At 64.2% G+C, this 24,956-nt stretch carries 25 protein-coding genes and 1 pseudogene; 12 read left to right on the top strand and 14 right to left on the bottom strand.

Annotated elements, in window-relative coordinates; translation table 11 throughout:
- Positions 1-103: 103 nt before the first annotated feature.
- The 7 genes and pseudogenes from IAE40_RS24815 to coaBC all read right to left on the bottom strand — a co-directional run bounded on the left by IAE40_RS24815 (position 104) and on the right by coaBC (position 6,246).
- The gene (locus IAE40_RS24815; RefSeq protein WP_232233654.1) at positions 104-742 is read right to left on the bottom strand and encodes a DUF799 domain-containing protein; all 639 of its coding nucleotides are present in this window, start codon (positions 740-742) and stop codon (positions 104-106) included.
- A 17-nt stretch (positions 743-759) separates the two neighbouring features.
- On the bottom strand, positions 760-1,128 hold the full coding sequence (locus IAE40_RS24810; protein ID WP_153772895.1) for a DUF4810 domain-containing protein: 369 nt from the start codon (positions 1,126-1,128) through the stop codon (positions 760-762).
- A gap of 39 nt (positions 1,129-1,167) precedes the next feature.
- On the bottom strand, positions 1,168-1,848 hold the full coding sequence (locus tag IAE40_RS24805; RefSeq protein ID WP_054926178.1) for a CsgG/HfaB family protein: 681 nt from the start codon (positions 1,846-1,848) through the stop codon (positions 1,168-1,170).
- 287 nt (positions 1,849-2,135) lie between these two features.
- Positions 2,136-3,041 carry an acetylglutamate kinase gene (argB, locus tag IAE40_RS24800; protein ID WP_063542032.1) on the bottom strand — a complete coding sequence of 302 codons (906 nt, stop codon included), beginning with the start codon at positions 3,039-3,041 and terminating at the stop codon, positions 2,136-2,138.
- Between the two features lie 30 nt (positions 3,042-3,071).
- Positions 3,072-4,445: pseudogene (locus IAE40_RS24795) on the bottom strand (phosphomannomutase/phosphoglucomutase); the annotation flags it as partial.
- A 128-nt stretch (positions 4,446-4,573) separates the two neighbouring features.
- Complete coding sequence (gene dut, locus IAE40_RS24790; protein ID WP_063542034.1) at positions 4,574-5,029, bottom strand: dUTP diphosphatase; 456 nt, start codon at positions 5,027-5,029, stop codon at positions 4,574-4,576.
- Positions 5,030-5,034: 5 nt separating this feature from the next.
- A complete protein-coding gene (coaBC, locus tag IAE40_RS24785) occupies positions 5,035-6,246 on the bottom strand; it encodes a bifunctional phosphopantothenoylcysteine decarboxylase/phosphopantothenate--cysteine ligase CoaBC (RefSeq protein ID WP_054894122.1) in 1,212 nt (403 codons plus the stop codon).
- 129 nt (positions 6,247-6,375) lie between these two features.
- Between coaBC and radC the strand changes: the two genes are divergently transcribed.
- The gene (gene radC, locus IAE40_RS24780; RefSeq protein ID WP_054894121.1) at positions 6,376-7,056 is read left to right on the top strand and encodes a RadC family protein; all 681 of its coding nucleotides are present in this window, start codon (positions 6,376-6,378) and stop codon (positions 7,054-7,056) included.
- Between the two features lie 65 nt (positions 7,057-7,121).
- Here the strand turns inward: radC and IAE40_RS24775 are convergent, their stop codons facing one another.
- Positions 7,122-8,711, bottom strand: a complete 1,590-nt coding sequence (locus IAE40_RS24775) for an ABC transporter substrate-binding protein (RefSeq protein WP_200604023.1) — start codon at positions 8,709-8,711, stop codon at positions 7,122-7,124.
- 368 nt (positions 8,712-9,079) lie between these two features.
- On the opposite strand from IAE40_RS24775, the gene rpmB reads away from it, so the two are divergent.
- Both rpmB and rpmG read left to right on the top strand, forming a co-directional pair.
- Entirely contained in the window at positions 9,080-9,316 is a 237-nt protein-coding gene (gene rpmB, locus IAE40_RS24770; RefSeq protein ID WP_054894119.1) for a 50S ribosomal protein L28, read from the top strand.
- 11 nt (positions 9,317-9,327) lie between these two features.
- Positions 9,328-9,483 carry a 50S ribosomal protein L33 gene (gene rpmG, locus IAE40_RS24765; protein ID WP_003253507.1) on the top strand — a complete coding sequence of 52 codons (156 nt, stop codon included), beginning with the start codon at positions 9,328-9,330 and terminating at the stop codon, positions 9,481-9,483.
- Positions 9,484-9,556: 73 nt separating this feature from the next.
- Here rpmG and IAE40_RS24760 read toward each other — a convergent pair whose 3' ends face one another.
- Together IAE40_RS24760 and IAE40_RS24755 are read right to left on the bottom strand one after the other, a co-directional pair.
- A complete protein-coding gene (locus IAE40_RS24760) occupies positions 9,557-9,757 on the bottom strand; it encodes a hypothetical protein (protein ID WP_153772891.1) in 201 nt (66 codons plus the stop codon).
- A gap of 87 nt (positions 9,758-9,844) precedes the next feature.
- Positions 9,845-10,204 (bottom strand): cupin domain-containing protein, encoded by a 360-nt coding sequence (locus IAE40_RS24755; RefSeq protein WP_200604022.1) that lies wholly within the window; start codon positions 10,202-10,204, stop codon positions 9,845-9,847.
- Positions 10,205-10,401: 197 nt separating this feature from the next.
- On the opposite strand from IAE40_RS24755, the gene IAE40_RS24750 reads away from it, so the two are divergent.
- Complete coding sequence (locus IAE40_RS24750) at positions 10,402-11,895, top strand: aldehyde dehydrogenase (protein WP_054894116.1); 1,494 nt, start codon at positions 10,402-10,404, stop codon at positions 11,893-11,895.
- A 127-nt stretch (positions 11,896-12,022) separates the two neighbouring features.
- A complete protein-coding gene (locus IAE40_RS24745; RefSeq protein WP_065864722.1) occupies positions 12,023-13,162 on the top strand; it encodes an MFS transporter in 1,140 nt (379 codons plus the stop codon).
- A gap of 32 nt (positions 13,163-13,194) precedes the next feature.
- Here the strand turns inward: IAE40_RS24745 and IAE40_RS24740 are convergent, their stop codons facing one another.
- Positions 13,195-14,754: a phospholipase D family protein gene (locus IAE40_RS24740; RefSeq protein ID WP_153772890.1), complete on the bottom strand. Its 1,560-nt coding sequence runs from the start codon at positions 14,752-14,754 to the stop codon at positions 13,195-13,197.
- 60 nt (positions 14,755-14,814) lie between these two features.
- Positions 14,815-16,245 carry an aminotransferase-like domain-containing protein gene (locus tag IAE40_RS24735; protein WP_172964799.1) on the bottom strand — a complete coding sequence of 477 codons (1,431 nt, stop codon included), beginning with the start codon at positions 16,243-16,245 and terminating at the stop codon, positions 14,815-14,817.
- Between the two features lie 177 nt (positions 16,246-16,422).
- Here IAE40_RS24735 and IAE40_RS24730 point away from each other — a divergent pair, with 177 nt between their 5' ends.
- On the top strand, positions 16,423-16,653 hold the full coding sequence (locus tag IAE40_RS24730; RefSeq protein WP_063542038.1) for a DUF1127 domain-containing protein: 231 nt from the start codon (positions 16,423-16,425) through the stop codon (positions 16,651-16,653).
- On the opposite strand, the gene IAE40_RS24725 is transcribed toward IAE40_RS24730, so the two are convergent.
- On the bottom strand, positions 16,654-17,946 hold the full coding sequence (locus IAE40_RS24725) for an NAD(P)/FAD-dependent oxidoreductase (protein ID WP_200604021.1): 1,293 nt from the start codon (positions 17,944-17,946) through the stop codon (positions 16,654-16,656).
- A 128-nt stretch (positions 17,947-18,074) separates the two neighbouring features.
- Between IAE40_RS24725 and IAE40_RS24720 the strand changes: the two genes are divergently transcribed.
- Entirely contained in the window at positions 18,075-18,425 is a 351-nt protein-coding gene (locus IAE40_RS24720) for a YkgJ family cysteine cluster protein (RefSeq protein WP_054894110.1), read from the top strand.
- A gap of 4 nt (positions 18,426-18,429) precedes the next feature.
- On the opposite strand, the gene dadR is transcribed toward IAE40_RS24720, so the two are convergent.
- The gene (gene dadR / locus IAE40_RS24715) at positions 18,430-18,918 is read right to left on the bottom strand and encodes a transcriptional regulator DadR (protein WP_003258963.1); all 489 of its coding nucleotides are present in this window, start codon (positions 18,916-18,918) and stop codon (positions 18,430-18,432) included.
- A gap of 155 nt (positions 18,919-19,073) precedes the next feature.
- On the opposite strand from dadR, the gene dadA reads away from it, so the two are divergent.
- From dadA to IAE40_RS24690, 5 genes are all read left to right on the top strand, one after another.
- On the top strand, positions 19,074-20,375 hold the full coding sequence (dadA, locus tag IAE40_RS24710) for a D-amino acid dehydrogenase (protein WP_065864728.1): 1,302 nt from the start codon (positions 19,074-19,076) through the stop codon (positions 20,373-20,375).
- A gap of 131 nt (positions 20,376-20,506) precedes the next feature.
- A complete protein-coding gene (gene alr, locus IAE40_RS24705; protein WP_197893411.1) occupies positions 20,507-21,580 on the top strand; it encodes an alanine racemase in 1,074 nt (357 codons plus the stop codon).
- A gap of 109 nt (positions 21,581-21,689) precedes the next feature.
- Positions 21,690-22,238 carry a cupin domain-containing protein gene (locus tag IAE40_RS24700; protein ID WP_054894107.1) on the top strand — a complete coding sequence of 183 codons (549 nt, stop codon included), beginning with the start codon at positions 21,690-21,692 and terminating at the stop codon, positions 22,236-22,238.
- A gap of 135 nt (positions 22,239-22,373) precedes the next feature.
- The gene (locus IAE40_RS24695; protein ID WP_256673915.1) at positions 22,374-22,796 is read left to right on the top strand and encodes a c-type cytochrome; all 423 of its coding nucleotides are present in this window, start codon (positions 22,374-22,376) and stop codon (positions 22,794-22,796) included.
- A 204-nt stretch (positions 22,797-23,000) separates the two neighbouring features.
- Positions 23,001-24,863: an acetyl-CoA hydrolase/transferase family protein gene (locus tag IAE40_RS24690; protein WP_197893412.1), complete on the top strand. Its 1,863-nt coding sequence runs from the start codon at positions 23,001-23,003 to the stop codon at positions 24,861-24,863.
- Positions 24,864-24,956 lie beyond the last annotated feature (93 nt).

Below are 24,956 nucleotides of genomic sequence, written 5' to 3'. Positions count from 1 at the left end.
AAAGCCGGGTAGCCGAGGCTTGCTCGGCATGGGCCGCGGGGGGGGGGGGGGCCCCCCCCCCCCCCCCGGGGGGGGGGGGGCCCCCCCGCGAAGCAGTCGCCGCTTAGTCCGTGCCGTACTTCGGCGAACGCGGCCCATACAGGATCCCGCCGTTCGGGTTCGGCGACAGCAGGCGCGCGCTGGTGATACCCGCGATCGGATAACCGGCGTCTTCCTGCACGCTGCTGATGACCTGGTTCACTGCCGCAGTGATCAGCATGCCGATCAGGCCGCCCTGGTTCTGCCGGCCTTCTTCGCTGGAGGCGGATGCAGTACCGGTCCACAGCGTGGTGCCGGACTTCAGGTCGACCAGCTTGGCACTGGCGGTCACGATGGTTGCGCTGCTCAGCACCATGTAGCGGGTGCCGTAGTCGCTGACGGTCACGTACAGCGCCGCATCGGCGCCGAAGATCTCGTGCAGCTTGGCCATCGGCAGCTCATGGATGTCAGCCGGGGTGGTCATGCCGTTCTGGCGGAAGGTCTCGGCGACCAGCGCCACCGGCATCACGTAGTAACCGGCTTCGGCCAGGGGGTAGGTGACCTGCGCGAGCATGCTGTAGCTGGCCTTGACGTCCGGTGAGTTGTTCAGCGGCGGCACGATCAGGATCGACTTCGGACGGCTCTGCTTGAAGGCCGCGTAGTCGGTGGTCTTGCGCTCGGCACAGCCGGCGAACAGGGCCAGCACGCAGGCGCCGACGATCAGTTGGGTAAGGCGCTTGATCACTGCTTCGCTCCTTGCGTGGCGTTCTTCATCAGGAAGTCCATGTACGCCGCCGACTCAGGGAACAGCGCCTTCTCGGTGCGGAACTGCTGGATCATCTGGTCGTCCTTGCCCAGGCTCGAGTAGAGCAGGCCCAGTTGCGCGTGATACCCCGGAGGGACGGCGCCGTTCTTGGCCTTGATCTTCTCCAGGTCGCGTTCCAGGGCGATGACCTGTTCTTCCTTGGACTGGTCGTTGAAGTATTCGCGCACTTGCGGCTGGTAGCTTTCCCACTGGTACAGCGGCTTCTGCGAGTTGCAACCGACCAGCAGGGCGCTGGCCAGCATGAGCCCGGCGCCAGTGCGCCAGGCCGAGCGGGTGATGCTCATCTACGTGCTTCCTTGTCGTTGTCGTCTTGCTGCAGGGTCTTACTGCGCTTGCGGCTTCCACTGGCCGCTTTCGACAGCGCCGACCAGCTTGTTCACCGCTTCGCGCATGGCCAGGTCGAGAACCTTGCCGTTGAGGGTGGAGTCGTAGCTGGCGGTACCGCCGAAGCCGATGACTTCACGGTTGGACAGGGCGTATTCGCCGGCGCCCTGGCTCGAATAGACCACTTCGGAGGTGCTGATGTTGACGATGTTCAGCGCGACCTTGGCGTAGGCGATCTGGGTCTTGCCGCGACCGAGGATGCCGAACAGCTGGTGGTCACCGACTTCCTTGCGGCCGAATTCGGTAACGTCGCCCGTCACCACGAAATCGGCGCCCTTCAGGCGCTGGACCTGGCCTTTGATTGCGGCTTCCTGCTGGATCTCACCCATGTTGTCGCGGTCCAGCACGTTGAAACGGCCGGTCTGCTGCAGGTGGGTGATCAGGATGGTCTTGGCCTGGCCGCCGAGGCGGTCGACGCCGTCGGAGAAGATGCCGCGCATGTAGCTCGAACGGTTGTCGAACTTGCCTACGGCGATCGGTGCACGCACGCCGCTGTACGGGCGGCTGACGCTTTCGACCTGTTGTACGGCCACAGCGGTGGAAGTTTCGGTAGCGCAGCCGGCGATGGACCCGAGCGCGACGGCAGCTGCCAGCACGAGTCCTTGTGATGCGTATTTCACGCGAGTTCTCCAGGTAAATAGCAACTATTTGCAACGGGCGTGCATTCTGCCACGTTGTGTCGGCAGCCTAGAGAGAAAGTTGAGGGCGGGACAGTGAAAAATAATGGCATTGCGCCATGTTTCATTGTTCTGGTTCGGCCAAGCCTGCGCGATCCTTGGAAGAGCAAGCTTGTCGGGGCGCAGAATATCAGCGGACACCCACATGGCCGGTGCCATTACCGCGGTGTACTTTTCGCGGGCAAGCCCGCTCCTACGGGTCTTGCAGGAGCGGGCCCGCGATCAACGCATCAGTGACGCTTGCGATTGGTGATCAGGGTGCCCACGCCGCTGTCGGTGAAGATCTCCAGCAGCACCGCGTTCGGTACGCGGCCATCGATGATGTGCGAACTGTTCACGCCACCCTGCACGGCTTCCAGTGCGCACTTGATCTTCGGCAGCATGCCACCGTAGATGGTGCCGTCGGCGATCAGCTCGTTGACCTGCTCGGTGGTCAGGCCGGTGAGAACCTGGCCCTGCTTGTCCATCAGGCCGGCAATGTTGGTCAGCAGCATCAGCTTCTCGGCTTTCAGGGCTTCGGCGACCTTGCCGGCGACCAGGTCAGCGTTGATGTTGTACGACTCGCCGTTGGCACCCACGCCGATCGGCGCGATTACCGGGATGAAGTCGCCCTTGACCAGCATGTTCAGCAGCTCGGTGTTCACGCCCACGACTTCGCCGACATGGCCGATGTCGATGATTTCCGGGGTGGTCATCTCTGGGGTCTGGCGGCTGACGGTGAGCTTCTTGGCGCGGATCAGCTCCGCATCCTTGCCGGTCAGGCCGATGGCGCTGCCGCCGTGGCGGTTGATCAGGTTGACGATATCCTTGTTGACCTGGCCGCCCAGGACCATCTCTACCACGTCCATGGTCGCCGAATCGGTGACGCGCATGCCGTCGATGAAGTGGCTCTCGATCGACAGGCGCTTGAGCAGGTCGCCGATCTGCGGGCCGCCGCCGTGTACGACGACCGGGTTGATGCCCACCGCCTTCATCAGCACGATGTCACGGGCAAAGCCGGTCTTGAGCTCTTCGCTCTCCATCGCGTTGCCGCCGTACTTGATCACCAGGGTCTTGCCGACAAAGCGGCGGATGTAGGGCAGCGCTTCGGACAAAACCTCGGCTACATGGGAAGCGGCATCGCGATCGAGGGTCATGCAGGGCTCCAGTGAGGAACAGATAGTCGGTCAGAACGGCAGTTGCAGGCCGGGATCGACCCGCAGCAACTGCGTGCGGAATACAGCCTTGATACGGTCGAGTTCTGCCTCGCTGTCGGCCTCGAAGCGCAGTACCAGCACCGGTGTGGTGTTGGAGGCGCGGACCAGGCCCCAGCCGTGTGGGTAGTCGACCCGCACACCGTCGATGGTGGTCAGGTTGGCTTCGCCCCAGTCGGCGTCGCGTTGCAGTGCATCAATGATGCTGAATTTACTCTCGTCGGTCACATCGATGTTGATTTCCGGTGTGGAAATATCGTTCGGGAACGCGGCGAACAGGCTTTCGGCATCCTGGTCGGCCTTGCTGAGGATTTCCAGCAGGCGCGCGGCACTGTAGATGCCGTCGTCGAAACCGTACCAGCGTTCCTTGATGAAGATGTGTCCGCTCATCTCACCGGCCAGCAGCGAGCCGGTCAGTTTCATCTTCTTCTTGATCAACGAATGACCGGTCTTCCACATCAGGGCGCGGCCGCCGTGCTCTTTGATCAGTGGAGTCAGGCGACGGGTGCATTTGACGTCGAAGATGATCTCGGCGCCGGGGTTGCGCGACAGCACGTCCTGGGCGAAGAGCATCAGCAGGCGATCGGGGTAGACGATGCTGCCGGTGTTGGTGACCACGCCCACGCGGTCACCGTCGCCGTCGAAGGCCAGGCCGATGTCGGCGCCGGTTTCCCTGACCTTGGCGATCAGGTCTTCGAGGTTCTCCGGCTTGCCCGGGTCCGGGTGGTGGTTGGGAAAGTTGCCGTCGACCTCGCAGAACAGCGGGATCACCTCGCAGCCGAGGGCCTCGATCAGTTGCGGGGCGATCACCCCGGCGGCGCCGTTGCCGCAGTCGACCACGACCTTGAGCTTTTTCGACAGCTTCACGTCGCCGGTGATCTGCTGGTAGTAGCGCTCGAGGATCTCGACCTTCTCCACGTGGCCTTCGCCGCGCGGTACGTCGTTGGTCTTGAGGCGGGTCAGCAGGGCCTGGATCTGCTCGTTGGCGAGGGTGTCGCCGGCGATGACGATCTTGAAGCCGTTGTAGTCCGACGGGTTATGGCTGCCGGTGAGCATCACGCCTGACTTACCGGCCAGCACATTGGCGGCGTAGTACAGCGCGGGGGTGGGCACCAGGCCGACGTCGCTGACCTGGCAACCGGCATCGGCCAGGCCCTGGATCAGTTGCTCGACCAGCATCGGACCGGACAGGCGGCCGTCGCGGCCCACGGAAATTTTCGGCTCGCCCTGGGCCAGGGTCTGGGCGCCGATGGCGCGGCCGATCCAGTAGGCGGTTTCGGCGTGCAGCGTCTTGCCGACGATGCCGCGGATGTCATAGGCACGGAAGATGCTGTCTGGCAATGCGGGTACCAGCTGGGCCATGTCGTTCATCTCTGGGGACTCCAAGGGGTCAAAGGCTTCTGGGTAAGCGCAAACTGAACGCTTGGACGGTAGATAGCCCCGAGAGTTCGCCGTCCATGGCCCCGACGGTCGGCTCAGCGGGTACCGGAATGACCGAAACCGCCGCTGCCACGCTGGGTTTCGTCGAAGGCTTCGACGATGTCGAAATGCGCCTGCACCACCGGTACCAGGATCAGCTGGGCGATGCGCTCGCCGATGCTGATGGTGAACGGCGTGTTGCCGCGGTTCCAGCACGAGACCATGAGCTCGCCCTGGTAGTCCGAGTCGATCAGGCCGACCAGGTTGCCCAACACTACGCCGTGCTTATGACCAAGGCCCGAGCGCGGCAGGATCATCGCTGCCAGGCCTGGATCGCCGATGTAGATCGACAGGCCGGTGGGGATCAGCAGGGTCTGGCCCGGCTCGAGGACGGTGTCTTCCTTGAGCAGGGCGCGCAGGTCCAGGCCAGCGGAGCCGGGGGTGGCGTATTGCGGCAGGGGGAATTCGGTACCCAGGCGTGGGTCGAGGATCTTGGCTTGAAGAGCGTGCATGGAACTTATTGAACCTGATTGAGCCGTTCGGCGATGAAGGCGACCAGTTGCCGGGCGATCTTGCCCTTGCTGGTCTGCGCGAAGAGGGTCTGGTGCTGCTGGCGGTCGATTACGGTCAGGGCGTTTTCCTCGCTGTTGAAGCCGATGCTGGGGTTGGCCACATCATTGGCGACGATCAGGTCGAGGTTCTTGTCCTTGAGCTTGCGCGTTGCGTAATCGAGCAGGTGCTCGGTCTCGGCTGCGAAACCGACGCTGAACGGGCGGTCGGCACGGCCAGCGAGGGTGGCAAGGATATCCGGATTGCGCACCATCTGCAGCAGCATGCCGTCGCCGGTCGTAGGGTCTTTCTTGAGCTTTTGCGGGGCGACCACCTCGGGACGGTAGTCCGCGACCGCTGCCGAGGCGATGAACAGGTCGCACGGCATGGCTGCTTCACAGGCCGCGAGCATGTCCCGCGCGCTCACCACGTCGATGCGGTTGACCCGGTCGGGGGTCTGCAGGTGCACGGGGCCGGTGACGAGGGTCACCCGGGCCCCGGCTTCGGCGGCCGCTTCGGCCAGGGCAAAGCCCATCTTCCCGGAACTATGATTGGTGATGTAGCGCACCGGATCGATGTTTTCCTGGGTCGGGCCGGCGGTGATCAGCACGTGCTTGCCGGTCAGGGCCTGGCGCTTGAAGCTCTCGGCGGCGCACCAGGCAAGATCGGTGGCTTCGAGCATGCGGCCCAGGCCGACGTCGCCACAGGCCTGGCTGCCGGAGGCCGGGCCGAATACCTGGATGCCACGGCGCTTGAGCAGCTCGAGGTTGTCCTGGGTGGCCGGGTCGCGCCACATGGCCTGGTTCATGGCCGGGGCGACGGCGACGGTAGCGTCGGTGGCCAGCACCAGCGTGGTCAGCAGGTCATCGGCCATGCCCTGGGCCATGCGCGCCATCAGGTCGGCGGTGGCCGGGGCGATCAGCACCAGGTCGGCCCACTTGGCCAGTTCGATATGACCCATTGCAGCCTCGGCGGCAGGGTCGAGCAGGTCCATGTGCACCGGGTGGCCGGAGAGCGCCTGCAGGGTCAGCGGAGTGATGAACTCGGCGCCCCCGCGGGTCATGACGACACGCACCTGCGCGCCGTGTTCCAGGAGTCGGCGAATCAGCTCGGCGCTCTTGTAGGCGGCAATGCCGCCACCCACGCCGAGAACGATGCGCTTGCGATACAGCCGCTGCATAGGCTTGCCTTTTTCCAGTGAAAGCGGGCGGCGACGTTTGAAATTGCCTGCGGCAGAACGTCGCATTTAACGAGGCGAAATAGATTAACACAGGGCTTGAAGGCGCCGCAGTACAACGCAAGGAGGGGTATGAACATCAGGGAATGGCCGCTGGACGAGCGGCCGAGGGAGAAGTTGCTGGCGCGTGGGGCGCAGGTGTTGTCGGATGGGGAGTTGTTGGCAGTGCTGTTAGGCTCGGGCGTTGCCGGGCGCAACGTGGTCGACCTGGCGCGCAGCCTGCTCAAGCGCTTTGGCGGGTTGCGGGCGTTTCTCGAGGCCGACCGCGCCGCGCTGCTGCGCGAGCCGGGCATCGGGCCGGTGAAGTACGCGCAATTGCAGGCACTGCTGGAGATCGGACGACGCTACCTGGACGAAACCATCGAACGCGCGCCGGCGCTGGAAAGCCCCGCGGCGGTGCGGCGCTACCTGAAGTCGATGCTGCGCCATGAACGCTGCGAGGTGTTCGGCTGCCTGTTCCTGGACACCCGGCACCGGCCCGTGGCGTTCGAGATCCTGTTTCGCGGCACGATAGACCGGGCCAGCATCTATCCGCGTGAAGTGGTACGCCGGTCGCTGCTGCATAACGCGGCGGCGTTGATCATCTGTCACAACCACCCGTCGGGCAACAGCGCGCCGAGCCAGGACGATGTCCACCTGACTCGCACGTTGAAGCAGGCGCTGGCGCTGATCGATGTGCGTGTGCTCGACCACGTGATCGTCGGCGATGGCGAGCCGTTGTCGATGGTGGAACAGGGTTGGATCGGGGCGTAATGGAGGCAGTGCCGGCCTTTTCGCGGGTAAATCGCAGCGGCGAAAAGGCCGACACCGAATGCCAGTCAGCGCTCCACCGACACCTTGCTGAAGTCCACCCGCCCGAACGGGCTCACCTGATAGCCCTCGACGCCCTTGCTCAGCAGGGTCGAGGCGGTCGGGTGGGCCAACGGCAGCCACAGCGCCTGTTGTTGGATCAGCGTCTGCGCCTGCTGGTACAGACGGCTGCGCACGCTCTGGTCGTTGGTGGTGCGTCCTGCGTTGATCAACTGGTCGAGACGGCTGTCGCAGAAACGCGCGAAGTTGGTCCCGGACTTGACCGCCGCGCACGAGAATTGCGGGCTGAGGAAGTTGTCCGGGTCGCCGTTGTCGCCCGCCCAGCCCATGAACAGCAGGTCATGTTCACCGGCCTTGGCCCGGCGGATCAGCTCGCCCCACTCGATCACTCGGATCTCGGCCTTGATGCCGATTTTCGCCAGGTCGGCCTGGAGCATTTGTGCGCCGAGGCTAGGGTTGGGGTTGAGCAGGCTGCCCGACGGGCGGGTCCAGATCGTGGTGCTGAAGCCGTCGGCCAGGCCGGCCTTGGTCAGCAACGCCTTGGCCTTCTTCAGGTCCAGCGCGTAGCCGGGCAGGTCCTTGGCGTAACTCCAGGTATTGGGCGGGTAGGGGCCGTTGGCGGCGATGGCGGTGTCATCGAACACGGCCTTGAGGTAGGCCGGTTTGTCGAAGGCGAGGTTGATCGCCTGGCGCACTTCGGGTTTGTCCAGCGGCGGGTGCTCGCTGTTGATGGCCACGAAGGCGGTCATGAAGGCCGGGGTGGAGGCTACCTTCAGCTTGTCGTTCTTCGCGGCTTCGGCGATGTCCAGCGGCTTGGGCGACAGGGCTACCTGGCATTCGTTGCGCTTGAGCTTCTGCAGGCGCACGTTCGGGTCGGTGGTGATGGCGAACACCAGCGGGTCGACCGCAGGCTTGCCGTCGAAGTAGTCGGGGTTGGCGCGATAACGCACCAGGGCGTCCTTCTGGAAGCGCTGGAAGACGAACGGGCCGGTGCCGATGGGCTGGCTATTGAGCTTCTCGGGCGTGCCGGCCTTGAGCAGCTTGTCGGCATACTCGGCCGAGTAGATCGAGGCGAAGCCCATGCTCAGGGTGGCCAGGAAGGTCGCGTCCGGATGGGTGAGGGTAAAGCGCACGCTCTGTGGATCGGGCGCCTCGATCGACTTGATCAGGTTGCCCAACTGCAGCGACTGGGCATGCGGATAACCGCCGGGTGCGGTCTTGTGCCAGGCATGGGCGGGGTAGAGCATGCGCTGGAAGCTGAACAACACGTCGTCGGCGTCCAGTTCGCGGGTCGGCTTGAAGTAGTCGGTGCTGTGGAACTTCACGCCGCCGCGCAACGTGAAGTCATAGACCAGGCCGTCTTTGGAGACCGTCCAGCTTTGTGCAAGGCTCGGCACCACCTTGCCCTGGGCCGCGTCGAACTCGACCAGGCGGTTCATCAGCACATCGGCCGAGGCGTTGGTGGTGGTCAGCGAGTTGTACTGAACCACGTCGAAACCTTCCGGGCTGGCCTCGGTGCACACCGACAGCGGAGCTGCCTGGGCGATGCCTGCGGCGAGCAGGGAAGTGAATAGAACGGAAAGGGCGGCGACGCGCATGGTGGATCCTCGGCTGGTCAGGGGCCCATCTGCCAGTGCAGTCTGGAGGCGGAAACGTCCTACCCTAGTGCGCCAGTCGGGAAATGACCACCTGATTTTTATGCTGCGCGGCGACGAGCGGTCGACAGTGCGCGGGCCTTGTCGCTATGCTGGCCGGGCGCGATCGGCCCGATCGGAATGTGCATCTTCTGTTGTTGTGGCCGACCCTTTCTGGTATAAAGCAGCGCTCTTTTCTAGGGGCTCGGCCTGTCGCTCATTTGAGCCGGTTCGATAAGACCCCCGGAAACACGGCGCCTTGGCGCCATAGACTGAGAGATTAAGCGGCCAACCCATGCCGGGTTGGGCATGTGGTTTTAGAGGGCTGAGGCATGTCGAGAGTCTGTCAAGTTACCGGTAAGGGTCCGGTAACCGGGAACAACATTTCCCACGCAAACAACAAAACCCGTCGTCGTTTCCTGCCGAACCTGCAGCACCACCGTTTCTGGGTTGAATCCGAGAATCGTTTCGTGCGTCTGCGCGTTTCCGCCAAAGGCATGCGTATCATCGACAAGCGCGGCATCGATGCCGTTCTGGTCGACATCCGTAAAGCTGGCGCCAAGGTTTAAGGGAGAACATCATGCGTGAATTGATCCGTCTGGTTTCGAGTGCCGGTACCGGCCACTTCTACACCACCGACAAGAACAAGCGCACCACTCCGGACAAGATCGAGATCAAGAAATACGATCCGGTCGTCCGCAAGCACGTGGTGTACAAGGAAGCCAAGATCAAGTAATTGATCCGGCAACCAAAAAAACCCGCCTTCGCAAGAAGGCGGGTTTTTTTATGCCTGACTCAAATGGCTGGGATCAGGAAATGATCAAGCCATTGATGAAACCATGCACGTCGACGCCGATCATCACGCGGTCGGTCCTGATCTCGCGAGTGGTGATGTCCTGCGGGCCTGCGGCCGCGGCCAGGCCGGTCAGCTCCAGGATGTAGGGCTTCACGCTTTCAACGTAGCGAGTTCCGATCACGTGGCGTGCTGGGCAGAGGATGTCGATGGTCATGCGGGATGCTCCTTGGGTAATGTCCGAAGTGGACATCACCCATTTTGGGTGCGTGCATCCAGGCCAGGCTTTACATATGTGTCGCCATCACTTCTGCTCGAACATCACATAGATCTTGCGGCACGCCTCCAGCACTTCCCAGGTACCCTTGAAGCCGGCCGGAATGACGAAACGGTCACCGGCCCGCAGGGTCTTGGCGCTGCCGTCCTGGTCGCGCAGGACCGATACGCCCTGGACGATCTCGCAATACTCGTGCTCGGTGTAATTCACCGTCCACTGGCCGACCTCACCCTCCCAGACGCCCGCGGCAAACTGCCCGCAGGGGCTCGAATAGTGGTTGTAAACCGCCTGGTCCGGCTCGCCCTTGAGAATTTTCTCGGCCGCCGGGCGATAGCGCTCGGCTTCGGTAAGGACCTGGGCGAAGTCGATGATGCTGTCGATGCTCATGCTGGATACCCTGTTGTTGTTTAATAAAATGCACATCAGTAGGCTTTTAAGCCATTCGTGTCAAATATATTGATAGTTTAACCGGCCTGGTTTAGGGTGTCGGATGCCCGTGTGCGCTTGTCGCCCGGCCAGAATTTCTGACAGTGCCCGTGAGTCCTCAATACGGGGCTGCACCTTAACAAGAGGAGGAGTTTCGTATGACCACCCTGACTCGTGCGGATTGGGAACAGCGTGCCCAGCAACTGAAGATCGAAGGCCGCGCCTTCATCAACGGCGAATACACCGACGCCGCCTCCGGCGAAACCTTCGAGTGCCTGAGCCCGGTCGATGGACGTTTCCTGGCCAAGGTTGCCAGTTGTGACCTGGCCGACGCCAACCGCGCCGTGGAAAACGCTCGCGCCACCTTCGACTCTGGCGTCTGGTCGCAACTGGCTCCTGCCAAGCGCAAGGCCAAGCTGATCCGCTTCGCCGACCTGCTGCGCAAGCATGTCGAGGAGCTGGCGCTGCTGGAAACCCTGGACATGGGCAAGCCGATCGGCGACTCCTCCACCATCGATATTCCGGGCGCTGCCCAGGCCATCCACTGGACTGCCGAAGCCATCGACAAGGTCTACGACGAGGTCGCACCGACCCCGCACGACCAACTGGGCCTGGTGACCCGTGAGCCGGTAGGCGTCGTGGGTGCCATCGTCCCATGGAACTTCCCGCTGTTGATGGCCTGCTGGAAACTCGGCCCGGCGCTGGCCACCGGCAACTCGGTGGTGCTCAAGCCTTCCGAGAAGTCCCCGCTGACCGCCATCCGCATCGCCCAACTGGCCATCGAGGCCGGCATCCCGGCAGGTGTGCTGAACGTGCTGCCTGGCTATGGCCACACCGTCGGCAAGGCCCTGGCCCTGCACATGGATGTCGATACCCTGGTGTTCACCGGTTCTACCAAGATCGCCAAGCAACTGATGGTGTACGCGGGCGAATCGAACATGAAGCGCATCTGGCTGGAAGCTGGCGGCAAGAGCCCGAACATCGTCTTCGCCGACGCCCCTGACCTGCAGGCCGCCGCCGAAGCCGCTGCCAGCGCCATCGCCTTCAACCAGGGCGAGGTCTGCACCGCTGGCTCGCGTCTGCTGGTCGAGCGCTCGATCAAGGACAAGTTCCTGCCGCTGGTGGTCGAGGCCCTCAAGGCCTGGAAGCCTGGCAATCCACTGGATCCGGCCACCACGGTCGGTGCGCTGGTCGATACCCAGCAGATGAACACCGTGCTGTCGTACATCGACGCCGGTCATCAGGACGGCGCCAAGCTGCTGGCTGGTGGCAAACGCATTCTCGAAGAGACCGGCGGCACCTACGTCGAGCCGACCATCTTTGACGGTGTGACCAACGCCATGAAGATCGCCCAGGAAGAAATCTTCGGCCCGGTGCTATCGGTGATCGCCTTCGACACCGCCGAAGAGGCCATCGCCATCGCCAACGATACTCCGTATGGCCTGGCGGCCGGCATCTGGACCGCCGATATCTCCAAGGCGCACAAGACTGCCCGCGCCGTGCGTGCCGGCAGCGTGTGGGTCAACCAGTACGACGGCGGCGACATGACCGCACCGTTCGGCGGCTTCAAGCAGTCGGGCAACGGCCGTGACAAGTCGCTGCATGCACTGGAGAAGTACACCGAGCTGAAGGCGACCTGGATCAAGTTGTGATCCGGTAGTCTTCTTCGCGGGCAAGCCCGCTCCCACAGGCCCGGCGCTGTCCTTGAGAGCGGCGGCGTACATGTGGGAGCGGGCTTGCCCGCGAATGGGCCTGAACAAATTTACCTGGGAGTCTGCAATGCGTTGGGGAACCTACTTTGCCGTACTGGCGTCGGTGCTCAGTGTCGGGCTTGCGCTCGGCGTGAGCATGCCGCTGGTGTCCCTGCGCCTGGAAGGCTGGGGCTACGGCGGGTTCGCCATTGGTGTGATGGCGGCGATGCCGGCAATCGGTGTGCTGCTCGGCGCCAGCCTGGCCAGCCGCCTGGCGGGTTGGGTCGGCGTGCCATCGGCGATGCGCCTGTGCCTGTGGGGCGGTGCGTTGTCGATCGTGTTGGTGGCGGTGCTGCCCAGCTATCCGCTGTGGCTGGCGCTACGCCTGCTGATCGGCATGTCACTGACGGTGGTGTTCATCCTCGGCGAAAGTTGGATCAACCAGTTGGTGGTCGAGCAGTGGCGCGGACGGCTTGTGGCGCTGTATGGCAGCAGCTACGCCCTGAGCCAGCTGGCCGGGCCGCTGGTGCTGGGCTTTCTCGGCTCGGAAGATGATTTCGGTTTCTGGGCCGCCAGCGGCCTGCTGTTGCTCGCACCCTTGCTCCTGCTTGGCCGCGGTGGTGCGCCGTCGACCGAGGCGTGCAGCGTGACCTTCAGCGACTTGTTCGCCTTCTGCCGACGCTTGCCGGTAATTGCCTGGGCCATTGCGTTGTTCGCGGCATTCGAGGCGATGATCCTGACGCTCCTGCCGGTGTATGTGTTGCAGCAAGGCTTCACCGCCGAAGTGGCGTTGTTCATGGTCAGCACCGTGGTGGTCGGCGATGCCGTGCTGCAGCTGCCGATTGGCGCCCTTGCCGATCGCATGTCCCGGCAAGCCTTGTTCAGTGGCTGTGCGGTGAGTCTGCTGGGTTCGAGCCTGGCGATTCCGCTGCTGCTGCACACCCCGGCGGTGTGGCCGCTGTGGGTACTGTTCGGTGCGAGCGCGGGGGGCTTGTTCACCCTGTCGCTGATCCTGATCGGCGAGCGTTATCGCGATGACGCATTGGTGCGTGCCAACGCCCATGTGGCGCAATTGTGGGGTATCGGTTGTTTGCTCGGGCCTTTGCTGGCCGGGGCAGGGAGCCAGTGGGTCAGTGGGCATGCCTTGCTGTTCCTGATGGCTGCAGGGGCTGCGGGGCTGGTGCTGCTGACCCGGCGTCCCGGTGCGTTCGAGCCCGCCTCCGCCTGAAATAGCCGGGCCGCACTAGTGCGGCCCGGCTGCTAGAGCATCTTCTCCAATCCCACCGCCTTGGCTACCCAGGCATTGAACCGGCGCCATATCCCGCCCGGCTCAGCGGTCAGGGTATGCAACTGGCCATTGTCCTCGGTCACCCAGACCATCTTCCCGTCCACCAGCTTCGGCTGATAGCTCAAGGCCGGCGCCATGCCCTGTTCGGCCAGCGCGCGGGTGTACTCGGCCAACTCGGGGCTGTCGACCATCACCCCGACCTCGGTGTTCCACAGCACCGAGCGGGGATCGAAGTTGAAGGAGCCAATGAAGGTCTTGCGCCGGTCGAAGACCATTGCCTTGCTGTGCAGGCTCGAGTCGGACTGGCCCTTGAAGCTGAGGACGCCGCGCGCGGCGCTCGGGTCGCCGGGCTGGCGACGCAGCTCGAACAGCTCCACGCCATGTTCGAGCAGGGCACGGCGATAGGGCGCATAGCCGCCGTGCACGGCCGGCACATCGGTGGCTTCGAGCGAGTTGGTCAGCAGCTTGACCGAGGTGCCGGCGTCGGCGCGGCTGGTGAGGTACAGCAGGCCTGGCTCGCCCGGCACGAAGTAGGCCGAGACCAGGATCAGCTCGCGGTGTACGTTCTTCAGGTCCGGCGCCAGTTGCTGGGTCATCAGCAATTGGGGGTCGGGCTCGCCGCGGGCCAGCACCTTGCTCGGCGCATCCCACAGCGCCTGGCTGTGTGCCCAGATCAGCTCGTTGCGCCAGATGTCCAGGCGTGGCGCGGTCTGATAGGCCATAAGTCGGTCGTACAGCGCCTTGCGCTGCACCCTGGCCTGCGCCAGCCAGGTTTCCAGGCGCTGGCGACTAGCGCGCAGGTCGCTGGCGTCCGGCGTGCTCCACAGGAAGTCGCCGATCGGCCGACTCAGGGCGCTGTTCCAGTACTGGTCGAAGCTGTGCCCGAGTTGCTCGGCCACAGGCCCTACACCCAGCAGGTCGATGTCGGTGAAGTTCAGGTTGGGCTCGGCGTCGAAGTACTCGTCACCCAGGTTGCGGCCGCCGACGATGGCCATACTGTTGTCGACCAGGAACAGCTTGTTGTGCATGCGCCGGTGCTGCAGCGACAGGTTGAACAGCCGCCCCATGGCACGCGTCAGGCCGGTGCTGCGGCCCAGGTGCAGCGGGTTGAACACGCGGATCTGGATATGAGGGTGGGCGGCGAGGGTGCCGATCAGGCTGTCCAGGCCATCGCTGGTGGTGTCGTCGAGCAGGATGCGCACCCGCACGCCGCGGTCGGCGGCGCGCAGCAGCTCGTGCACCAGGGCGCGGGTGCTCAGGCCATCGTGGACGATGTAGTACTGCAGGTCGATGCTGGTCTGGGCGTTGCGGATGAGCTCGGCGCGGGCGCGGAAGGCTTCGTTGCTGTTCGGTAGCAGGCGAAAGCCGGAGCGCCCCTCATAGGGCGCGGCCTGACGCTGGACTGAGCGGCCGAACGCCGAGTCGTTGGCCGGCAGCGCCTGGCTCACGTCGCGAGGTGCATCGACGCTGGCGCAGCCGCTCAGGCCGAGCAGCAGCGCCAGCAGGAGGGGCAGAGCCCGCTGGAGTCTCAAAGGCGAATCGTCCTGTACGACAGGTCACTGGAAGGTTGGACCGTGCAAAGCGCTGCAAAGTTACCCGGCGTCACTGTCCTGCGCCAGTAGGCGATAGGCAGTTTCACCTACCTTGCGTACCGCCGCCTCGATTTCCGGGGTGGCGCGGGTGGCGAAATTCATGCGCAGACAGTGCCGGTACTTGCCCGACGCCGAAAAAATGCTGCCGACGGCGATCTGTACGCCCTGTTCCAGTAGCGCACGGTTCAGCCGCAGGGTGTCGAAGCTCTCGGGCAGTTCCACCCACAGCATGAAGCCACCCTGGGGCCGGCTGGCGCGGGTGCCGGGCGGGAAGTAGCGGGTCACCCAGTCGCTCATCTGGTCGCGGGCGCGTTGGTACTGCGCCCGGACTCGGCGCAGGTGCGGCTGATAGTGGCCTTCGGCGATGAAGTCGGCGATCGCCAACTGGGGCTGGCAGGCCGTGCTGCCGGTGCTGATGTACTTCATGTGCAGCACCCGCTCCAGGTAGCGCCCGGGCGCCACCCAGCCGACCCGCAGGCCTGGGGCCAGGGTCTTGGAGAACGAGCTGCAGAGCAGTACGCGGCCATCCTCGTCGAACGATTTGATGGTGCGTGGGCGTGGGTAGGTGTAGGCCAGGTCGCCGTACACATCGTCTTCGAGAATCGCCACGTCGTAGCGCTGGGCCAGGGTCAGCAGGGCCTTCTTGCGCGCCTCGGGCATGATGTAGCCCAGCGGGTTGTTGCAACTGGGGGTGATCTGGATGAGCTTGATCGGCCATTGCTCCAGCGCCAGTTCCAGCGCCTCCAGGCTGATGCCGGTGGTCGGGTCTGTGGGGATCTCCAGCGCCTTCATGCCCAGGCCCTTGAGCGTCTGCATGGCGCCGTGGAAGCTGGGCGAATCTACCGCGACGATGTCGCCCGGCTCGCACACTGCGCGGATGCTGGTCGACAGCGCTTCGTGACAACCGGTGGTCACCACCAGGTCGCCTGGCCCGAGGTTGCAACCTGAGTCGAGCGTCAGGCGGGCGATCTGTTCACGCAGGGCTTCGTTGCCGTGGATGTTGTCGTAGTACAGCCCTGGCATGTCCAGGCGCCGGCTGAGCTGGGCAAGGCTGCGCAGCAGGGGCTTGAGCGTCGGGCTCTCGATGTCGGGCATGCCGCGGCCGAGCTGGATCACGTCGGGGTGAGGGCTGGCACGCACCAATTCGAGCACTTGTTCCCACTGGGAAATATCCACAGGGCGTTGGGCGGGGCGGCTGATGGCGGGCAGGGCCGGCAGGCTGCGATTTTCCGTGACGAAGTAGCCGGACTTGGGGCGCGGAGCCACCAGGCCGTTGTCCTCCAGCTGGCGATAGGCCTGCTGTACGGTGCTCAGGCTGACGCCGTGTTCCAGGCTCAATGAGCGCACCGACGGCAGCCGTTCGCCGGGACGATACAGGCCTTGTTCGATCCGGGCACCGAGCAATTCGGCGAGGTTCATGTAGAGGGTCACGGCATACTCCTGAACACGCGGGGCAAGGTGAGCGATACAGATTGGCCAAAAATACTGCATTCAGCGGCCGCTGTGCCAATTCTGTATGGAAATAATAACCCTGTGTTGAATCTGTATCGTGCATGTCTGCCGAGCGCATGCTTTCTCCAGCTTTCGAGGCAATCAGGAGACATGGCGATGAACGGCTTGAGCGATGTACGGCTGCAACTGTTGGCGGAAGAACTGCGCGCAGGGCAGTGGCCCAAGGTTTCCAGTGCCCCTGTGGGCTTGGGTCGCCTGGGGCTGATGGTGCATCGCTGGCGTTCGCGCAGGGTGTTGCGCGAGTTGAGCGATCACCAGTTGCTGGATATCGGCATCAGCCGCCAGCAGGCCCGGGAGGAAGGGTGCAAGCCATTCTGGCGAGCGTGATCAGAGCAGCTCCTTGAGCCGGTACCAGAGCATCCCCAGCGCCAGCAGCGGCGAGCGCAGGTGCTTGCCGCCAGGGAAGGTCGCGTGCGGTACCTTGGCGAACAGGTCGAAGCGCCCCGCCTGCTGGCCGCTGATGGCCTCGCCCAGCAGGCGTCCGGCCAGGTGCGTGGCGTTCAGGCCGTGGCCGGAATAGGCCTGGGCGTAATAGACGTTGGCATGGCTGGCCAGGCGCCCGACCTGCGGCAGGCGATTGGCGCCGATACCGATCATGCCGCCCCACTGGTAGTCGATGCGCACACCGGCCAGCTGCGGGAACACCTTGAGCATCTTCGGGCCCATGTAGGCGCCGATGTCCTTCGGGTCGCGTCCGGAGTAGTGGCAGGCGCCGCCGAACAGCAGGCGGTGGTCGGCGGACAGGCGGAAGTAATCCAGCGCCACGCGCTGGTCGCACACGGCCATGTTCTGTGGCAGCAACTGGCGGGCACGTGCTTCGCCCAGGGGTTCGGTGGCGATGATGTAGCTGCCGGCGGGCAGCACCTTGCCGCCCAGTTCGCGGTTGAGGTCGTTGTGGTAGGCGTTGGTGCACAGCACCAGCGTACTGGCGCGCACGCGGCCCCGCGCCGTGTGCACCTGGACTTGCGGGCCGTAGTCGATGCGGGTTACTGCCGAACCCTCGTGCAGCTCCACGCCCAGGCGCTCGGCGGCGGCCGCTTCGCCCAGGGCCAGGTTGAGTGGATGCAGGTGGCCCGAGCCCATGTCGACCAGGCCGCCGACGAAGCTGTCGGATCCGACCACGCTGCGGATCTCGGACGCGGGCACCACGCGGACCTCGTGGCGGTAGCCCAGGCTGCGCAGCTCTTCGGCATTTTCAGCGAAGCCGTCCAGCTCGGCGGGCTTGTACGCCAGGTCGCAGTAACCCCAGGTCAGGTCGCAGGCGATGGCGTGGCGCTCGATACGTTGACGCGCGATCTCCACGGCCTCCAGGCCCATCAGCTTGAGGCTGCGCACGCCATCCTCGCCGAGCACCGGCAGGAACTGCTCGACATCGTGGCCAACGCCGCGGATCAACTGCCCGCCATTGCGACCGCTGGCGCCCCAGCCGATCTTGCGGGCTTCGAGCAGGATCACCGAGAAGCCGCGCTCGGCCAGCTCGATGGCGGTATTCAGGCCCGAGTAACCGCCGCCGACGATGCACACATCGGCGCTGTGCTCGCCTTCGAGGCTGGGGTAGTCCGGTTGCGGCGCGCTGCTGGCGGCATAGTAGGAGGCGGCGTGCTGCGCGCTGTGGATCATCTGGGGAGGCCCTGGAGTCGGTGCGAAGGGGGCGAGGATAAGCCGGGGTTTCGCGGTTGGGCAACCGGGCGAGGGCTTGCTCGGCGAATGGCCCTATAATCCTCACAAACCTCGACGACACACCGCCCATGCCCTGCAACCACAAGATCCAGTTCCTGCGCGAACTCATCCCGTCCTTCGAATGCGAGCCGGGCTGCCACGACTGCTGTGGCCCGGTCACCACGTCCAGTGAAGAGATGGCTCGCCTGCCGCGCAAGACCCAGGCCGAACAGGATGCTGCGCTGGAGCGCCTGGACTGTGTGCACCTCGGCCCGCAAGGCTGCACCGTCTATGAAGAGCGCCCGCTGATCTGCCGCCTGTTCGGCACCACGCCGCGCATGGCCTGCCCCCGTGGTCGTGGTCCGCAGCAGCCGATCGAACCTGAGGCCGAGCGGCTGATCCATGGCTATATCGCCAGCACCCGCCAGGTGCTGGTCTGACGGTTCAGTCCGGAATTGGCAGGCAGAGGCTCTCCTTGACCTCTTCCATCACGATGTAGCTTTTCGATTCGCGCACATGCGGCAGCTTGAGCAGGATGTCGCCCAACAGCTTGCGGTACGAGGCCATCTCGGAAATGCGCGCCTTCACCAGGTAGTCGAAGTCTCCCGACACCAGGTGGCACTCCAGCACATGCGGCAGCTTGAGGACGGCGCGGCGGAACTCTTCGAAGGTGTCGCCGGACTTGTAGTCCAGGCTGATCTCGACGAACACCAGCAGGCTGCCCTTGAGGTGTTGCGGATTGAGGCGGGCGTTGTAGCCCATGATGATGCCCTCACGTTCCAGGCGGCGGACACGTTCGGTGCAGGGGGTGGTGGACAACCCGACTTTCTCGCCCAGCTCGGTGAAGGAGATACGCCCGTCATTCTGCAGGATGCGCAGGATGTTGCGGTCGATCTTGTCCAGTTCACGTTTGCTCTGGTGTTGGGTTCTCATAGGGGATGCCCCTCCGTGAAAGGCGTTTTTGCCGAGAATTCTCGCCAAATATAGGTTTTTATATAGTGAAAAGCACTGGGCTGAGATTCTTATACTGCGCGCATCCATGCCATTTCAACAAAAGACTGCGGTGTACCGCGTGCGAGGGATAAACGATGCGAGTTCTGGTACTTGGTAGCGGTGTGATCGGAACCGCCAGTGCCTACTACCTGGCCCGGCAAGGTTTCGAAGTGACGGTGGTCGATCGCCAGCCGGCGGTGGCCATGGAAACCAGCTTCGCCAACGCTGGCCAGATCTCGCCCGGCTATGCCTCGCCCTGGGCCGCGCCAGGCGTGCCGCTCAAAGCCATCAAGTGGCTGCTCGAGCGCCATGCACCGCTTGCCATCAAGCTGACCGGTGACGTCGACCAGTACCTGTGGATGGCGCAGATGCTGCGCAACTGCACAGCCAATCGCTATGCGGTGAACAAGGAGCGCATGGTGCGCCTGTCCGAGTACAGCCGCGACTGCCTCGACGAGCTGCGCGCCGAAACCGGCATCGCCTACGAGAGCCGCACCCTGGGCACCACCCAACTGTTCCGCACCCAGGCCCAGGTCGATGCCGCAGCCAAGGATATTGCCGTGCTCGAGCAGTCTGGCGTGCCTTACGAATTGCTCGACCGCGACGGCATCGCCCGCGTGGAGCCTGCGCTGGCGGGCGTGAAGGACATCCTTGCTGGCGCCCTGCGCCTGCCCAACGACCAGACCGGCGACTGCCAGCTGTTCACCACCAAGCTGGCCGACATGGCCATCAAGCTGGGCGTCGAGTTCCGCTTCGGCCAGAACATCCAGCGCCTGGACCATGCCGGTGACCGTATCAATGGCGTGTGGATCGACGGCAAGCTGGAGACAGCCGATCGCTACGTGCTGGCCCTGGGCAGCTATTCGCCGCAACTGCTCAAGCCGCTGGGGATCAAGGCACCGGTGTATCCGCTCAAGGGCTACTCGCTGACCGTGCCGATCACCGATGCCGACATGGCGCCGACCTCGACCATTCTCGATGAAACCTACAAAGTCGCCATCACCCGTTTCGACAACCGTATCCGTGTCGGTGGCATGGCTGAAATCGCCGGTTTTGACCTGTCGCTGAACCCGCGTCGACGCGAAACGCTGGAGATGATCGTCAACGACCTTTATCCTCGCGGCGGCGACCTGAGCCAGGCCAGTTTCTGGACCGGCCTGCGCCCGGCCACTCCAGATGGCACCCCGATTGTCGGTGGCACCGCGTTCCGCAACCTGTTCCTCAATACAGGTCACGGCACCCTTGGCTGGACCATGGCTTGCGGTTCCGGTCGCCTGCTGGCCGACCTGATCGCGCGCAAGAAACCGCAGATCAGTGCCGAAGGGCTGGATATCTCGCGCTACGGCAACAGCCGCGAGAGTGCTGGCCACGGTAGCCCGGTATCGGCTCACCAGTAATTGCAGCGCTGGCCTCTTCGCGGGAAAGCCCGCTCCCATGGCAGGATGAGGACTTGTGGGAGCGGGCTTGCCCGCGAAAAGGCCAGCACCGTTCCTCCGTCATAAACAGATCCACCAGAAGGCTGCCCTCCATGCGCCCCGCCCGTGCCCTGATCGACCTCCAAGCCCTCCGTCACAACTACCGCCTGGCCCGTGAATTGTCCGGCGCCAAGGCCCTTGCCGTGGTCAAGGCCGATGCCTACGGCCACGGTGCGGTACGTTGCGCCCTGGCGCTGGAGACCGAGGCTGACGGGTTCGCCGTTGCCTGCATCGAAGAGGCCCTGGAGCTGCGTGCCGCAGGGATCAAGGCTCCGGTGCTGCTGCTCGAAGGCTTCTTCGAGGCCAGCGAGCTGGCGCTGATCGCCGAGCACGACCTGTGGTGCGTGGTGCACTCGCTGTGGCAGCTCGAAGTGATCGAGCAGACCGCCGTGCGCAAGCCGCTGAACATCTGGCTCAAGCTCGACAGCGGCATGCACCGCGTCGGCCTGCACCCCAAGGACTACCACGAGGCCTACCAGCGCCTGCTGGCCAGCGGCAAGGTCGCGCGCATCGTGCTGATGACCCACTTCGCCCGTGCCGACGAGCTCGATGCCTCGACCACCGAGCAGCAGGTTGCCGTGTTCCAGGCCGCCCGCCAGGGGCTGGCCGCCGAGTGCAGCCTGCGCAACTCCCCCGGTGTGCTGGGCTGGCCGCAGGTGCCGAGTGATTGGGTGCGTCCGGGCATCATGCTGTACGGGGCCACGCCGTTCGAGGTCGAGCAAGCCGCAGCTGCGCGCCTGCAACCGGTAATGACCCTGCAATCGCGCATCATCAGCGTGCGCGAACTGCCAACCGGTGAGCCGGTCGGATACGGTGCCAAGTTCACCAGCCCGCGCCCGACCCGGGTTGGCGTGGTCGCGATGGGTTACGCCGATGGCTACCCACGCCACGCGCCCACCGGCACCCCGGTGGTGGTCGCCGGCAAGCGTACTCAACTGATTGGTCGGGTCTCGATGGACATGCTCTGCGTCGACCTCACCGAAGTGCCAGAGGCGGGTATCGGCAGCCCGGTCGAACTGTGGGGCAAGCAGGTCCTGGCCAGTGACGTGGCGCAACAGGCGGGCACCATTCCCTACCAGATCTTCTGCAACCTGCGGCGCGTGCCATTGGATTATTACGGCGAATGAGGCGCTGAAGCGGACAGGCTGGGGTCTTGTGTGTTGTAAATACTGAACGGCATTGCCATGATATCGTTCACATTTGACCCCATCTCGACCGTTTCTGGAGGCGCAAGCTTTGGACGTCGGCGAACGACTGCAAGCCATCCGCAAGCTCAAGGGCCTGTCCCAGCGCGAACTCGCCAAACGGGCGGGCGTAACCAACAGCACCATCTCGATGATCGAGAAGAACAGCGTGAGCCCGTCGATCAGCTCCCTGCGCAAGGTGCTGAGCGGCATTCCCATGTCGATGGTCGAGTTCTTTTCCGTCGAGCTTGCGCCGGAAAGCCCCACCCAGATCGTCTACAAGGCCCACGAGCTGATCGACATTTCCGACGGCGCGGTAACCATGAAGCTGGTCGGCAAATCGCACCCCAACCGTGCCATCGCCTTTCTCAACGAGGTTTATCCGCCGGGGGCCGACACGGGTGAAGAGATGCTCACACACGATGGCGAAGAGACCGGAATCCTCCTCGAAGGCCGTCTTGAACTGGTGGTCGGCGCCGAAACCTTCATCCTCGAAGCGGGCGACAGCTACTACTTCGAGAGCACCCGTCCGCACCGTTTCCGCAACCCTTTCGACGAACCTGCCCGCCTGATCAGTGCTGCCACGCCTTCGAACTTTTGATCCAGCGCAGCGTATTGTTTCGCCAATACCCCTTTCCTGTGTGGGGTCGTTTCACGCCTTCCGGGTAGCCGCTATACTTTTCAACGCTCGCCAACCGTGGCGGCGGGCGTGATTAGCCACCATGAGGGTGTACGCGTGAACCAAATCAAGAAAATGCTGGCCGTACCAGCAGCCGTATTCGCCCTCTGGGCACTCAATGCAAGCGCTGCGACCAACGACGACATCGCCAAGCGCCTGGAGCCGGTGGGGCAGGTGTGCGTCCAGGGCCAGGAGTGCAAGGGCATGGAAGTGGCCGTATCGGCCGGTGGCGGTGGCGCCAAGACACCCGACGAAATCATCGCCAAGCACTGCAATGCCTGCCATGGCACGGGCCTGCTGAACGCGCCGAAGATCGGCGACACGGCGGCCTGGAAAGAGCGCGCCGATCACCAGGGCGGCCTCGACGGGATTCTGGCCAAGGCCATCACCGGCATCAACGCCATGCCGCCCAAGGGCACCTGCGCCGACTGCTCGGATGACGAGCTCAAGGGTGCGATCAAGAAGATGTCAGGGCTGTAGGCCGGACCGATTTGGGTAAAGCCCGCCACGGATGGCGGGCTTTTGCATTTGTGCGGGATGTGCAGGCCTGGTCAGCAAATCAGCTAGGGTAATGGTCACAACCTGTAGGAGCGGGCTTGCCCGCGAAAGGGCCGGCCCGGTCAGCAAACCAGTCAGGGGAATGGTCACAACCTGTAAGCCCCCACATAGCCACAGGAGCCCCCGATGCCCCACCGCTGCTCGATCGACCAGGCCGTCGACCAGGTCCTGGCCCGCCTCCCGGCGCATATCCACATGGGCCTGCCCCTTGGCCTGGGCAAACCCAATGCCTTCGTCAACGCACTCTATGCCCGCATCCGCAGCCTGCCCGAGCGGCGCCTGACAATCTACACCGCCCTCAGCCTGGGCCGACCGCCGCTAGGTGACGGCCTGCAGCGGCGCTTCCTCGAACCCTTCGTCGAGCGCGTCTTCGCCGATTACGAAGAGCTCGACTACCTCGCCGACCTGCGCAACGACACCCTCCCGGCCAACATCCGTGTCGAACAGTTCTTCATGCAGCCCGGTTCGCTGCTGCACAGCGAGACCGCCCAGCAGGACTACGTCAGTAGCAACTACAGCCACGCTGCGCGCGATATCAACGCCAAGGGCTTGAACCTCATCGCCCAGATCGTTGCCGCTACGCCCGAGCGTCCGGATCACCTGAGCCTGGCCTGCAATCCCGATATTACCCTCGACCTGCTGCCGATGATCGCCAAGCGCCGTGCCGCAGGCGAAACCATCCTCATGCTCGGCCAGGTGCATGCCGAACTGCCCTACATGCCGGGCGACGCCGAACTGCCTGCACAGGATTTCGACCTGCTGATCGATACCCCCGAGCAGCGTCGACTGTTCTGCACCCCGAACATGCCGGTCACCCTCCAGGACCACTGCATCGGCCTGTACGCCAGCACCCTGGTGCGTGATGGCGGCACCCTGCAGATCGGCATCGGCGCCATGGGCGATGCCGTGGCCGCAGCGCTGCTCGCGCGCCAGGACGACAACGACGCCTACCGCGCGCTGCTCGAAGACCTGGACCTGAACCCCTGGAAAACGCTGATCGAGCGTGAAGGTGGTATGGATGCCTTTGCCCAGGGGCTCTACGGCTGCAGCGAGATGTTCGTCAACGGCCTGCTGGCCCTGGCCGAAGCAGGCGTGGTGCGGCGCCCGGCCGACGAGCAGGGCGTGCTGGTGCATGGCGGGTTCTTTCTCGGCACCGCGGATTTCTACCAGCGCTTGCGGCAGATGCCTCTCGAGCAGCGCAAACGCTTCGCCATGACCGCCATCAGCTTCATCAACGAACTGTACGGCGACGAAGCACTCAAGCGTCGCCAGCGCCGCGATGCGCGCTTCGTCAACACGGTGTTTGGCATGACCCTGCTCGGTGCCGGGGTGGCCGATCAGTTGGAAGATGGCCGGGTGCTCAGTGGTGTGGGCGGGCAATACAACTTCGTCGCCCAGGGCCATGCACTGGAGGGCGGTCGCTCGATCCTGCTGCTGCGAAGCTGGCGCGAGGCGGGTGGCGAGGTGACGTCGAATGTGTTCTGGCAGTACGGCCATTGCACCATTCCCCGGCACCTGCGTGACATCGTGATCACCGAATACGGCATCGCCGATCTGCGTGGGCAGACCGACAGCGAGGTGATCGCGCGGTTGCTGGCAATCAGTGACTCACGTTTTCAGAAGCCTTTGATGGAGCAGGCGAAGAAGGCCGGCAAGCTGGCACGGGATTTCGAGCTGCCGGCACGCTTCGCCGACAATACGCCGGAGCACCTGGAAGCGATCAAGGCGCGGCATGTGGGATTGTTCCCAGAGTATCCGCTGGGCAGCGACTTCACGCCTGAGGAGCAGGACCTGCTGCGGGCGCTGAACTGGCTCAAAAGCAAGTTCAAGCTGAGCGAGGTGCTGGAGCTGGGCAAGGCGGCGCTGGATGCGCCAGAACCTCAGGCCTATCCGGCGCATCTGGTGCGGATGGGGCTGAGTGAACCGCAGGGGCTGAAGGAGGAGCTGTACCAGCGGTTGCTGCTGGCGGGGTTGCAGGCTGCAAAATAAACGCTCGGACATACTGTCCCCTGTGGGGGGGGGGGGGGGTGGGGGCGGGGGGGGGGGGGCGGCCCCCAGAACAAAAAAAGCAACAGACACCAC

The sequence above is a fragment of the Pseudomonas sp. S44 genome, assembly GCF_016624805.1.
GTDB lineage: Bacteria > Pseudomonadota > Gammaproteobacteria > Pseudomonadales > Pseudomonadaceae > Aquipseudomonas > Aquipseudomonas machongensis.
The sequence above is the reverse complement of the archived record's forward strand: the minus strand, read 5'-3'. Positions and strand labels throughout refer to the sequence as shown.

Coding starts and splice junctions, on each gene's coding strand:
- IAE40_RS24810 (WP_153772895.1), bottom strand. CDS start 1,128: ATGAGCATCACCCGCTCGGCCTGGCGCACTGGCGCCGGGCTCATGCTG.
- argB (WP_063542032.1), bottom strand. CDS start 3,041: ATGACCCTCGATCGCGATGCCGCTTCCCATGTAGCCGAGGTTTTGTCC.
- dut (WP_063542034.1), bottom strand. CDS start 5,029: ATGCACGCTCTTCAAGCCAAGATCCTCGACCCACGCCTGGGTACCGAA.
- coaBC (WP_054894122.1), bottom strand. CDS start 6,246: ATGCAGCGGCTGTATCGCAAGCGCATCGTTCTCGGCGTGGGTGGCGGC.
- radC (WP_054894121.1), top strand. CDS start 6,376: ATGAACATCAGGGAATGGCCGCTGGACGAGCGGCCGAGGGAGAAGTTG.
- IAE40_RS24775 (WP_200604023.1), bottom strand. CDS start 8,711: ATGCGCGTCGCCGCCCTTTCCGTTCTATTCACTTCCCTGCTCGCCGCA.
- rpmB (WP_054894119.1), top strand. CDS start 9,080: ATGTCGAGAGTCTGTCAAGTTACCGGTAAGGGTCCGGTAACCGGGAAC.
- rpmG (WP_003253507.1), top strand. CDS start 9,328: ATGCGTGAATTGATCCGTCTGGTTTCGAGTGCCGGTACCGGCCACTTC.
- IAE40_RS24760 (WP_153772891.1), bottom strand. CDS start 9,757: ATGACCATCGACATCCTCTGCCCAGCACGCCACGTGATCGGAACTCGC.
- IAE40_RS24755 (WP_200604022.1), bottom strand. CDS start 10,204: ATGAGCATCGACAGCATCATCGACTTCGCCCAGGTCCTTACCGAAGCC.
- IAE40_RS24750 (WP_054894116.1), top strand. CDS start 10,402: ATGACCACCCTGACTCGTGCGGATTGGGAACAGCGTGCCCAGCAACTG.
- IAE40_RS24745 (WP_065864722.1), top strand. CDS start 12,023: ATGCGTTGGGGAACCTACTTTGCCGTACTGGCGTCGGTGCTCAGTGTC.
- IAE40_RS24730 (WP_063542038.1), top strand. CDS start 16,423: ATGAACGGCTTGAGCGATGTACGGCTGCAACTGTTGGCGGAAGAACTG.
- IAE40_RS24725 (WP_200604021.1), bottom strand. CDS start 17,946: ATGATCCACAGCGCGCAGCACGCCGCCTCCTACTATGCCGCCAGCAGC.
- IAE40_RS24720 (WP_054894110.1), top strand. CDS start 18,075: ATGCCCTGCAACCACAAGATCCAGTTCCTGCGCGAACTCATCCCGTCC.
- dadR (WP_003258963.1), bottom strand. CDS start 18,918: ATGAGAACCCAACACCAGAGCAAACGTGAACTGGACAAGATCGACCGC.
- dadA (WP_065864728.1), top strand. CDS start 19,074: ATGCGAGTTCTGGTACTTGGTAGCGGTGTGATCGGAACCGCCAGTGCC.
- alr (WP_197893411.1), top strand. CDS start 20,507: ATGCGCCCCGCCCGTGCCCTGATCGACCTCCAAGCCCTCCGTCACAAC.
- IAE40_RS24690 (WP_197893412.1), top strand. CDS start 23,001: ATGCCCCACCGCTGCTCGATCGACCAGGCCGTCGACCAGGTCCTGGCC.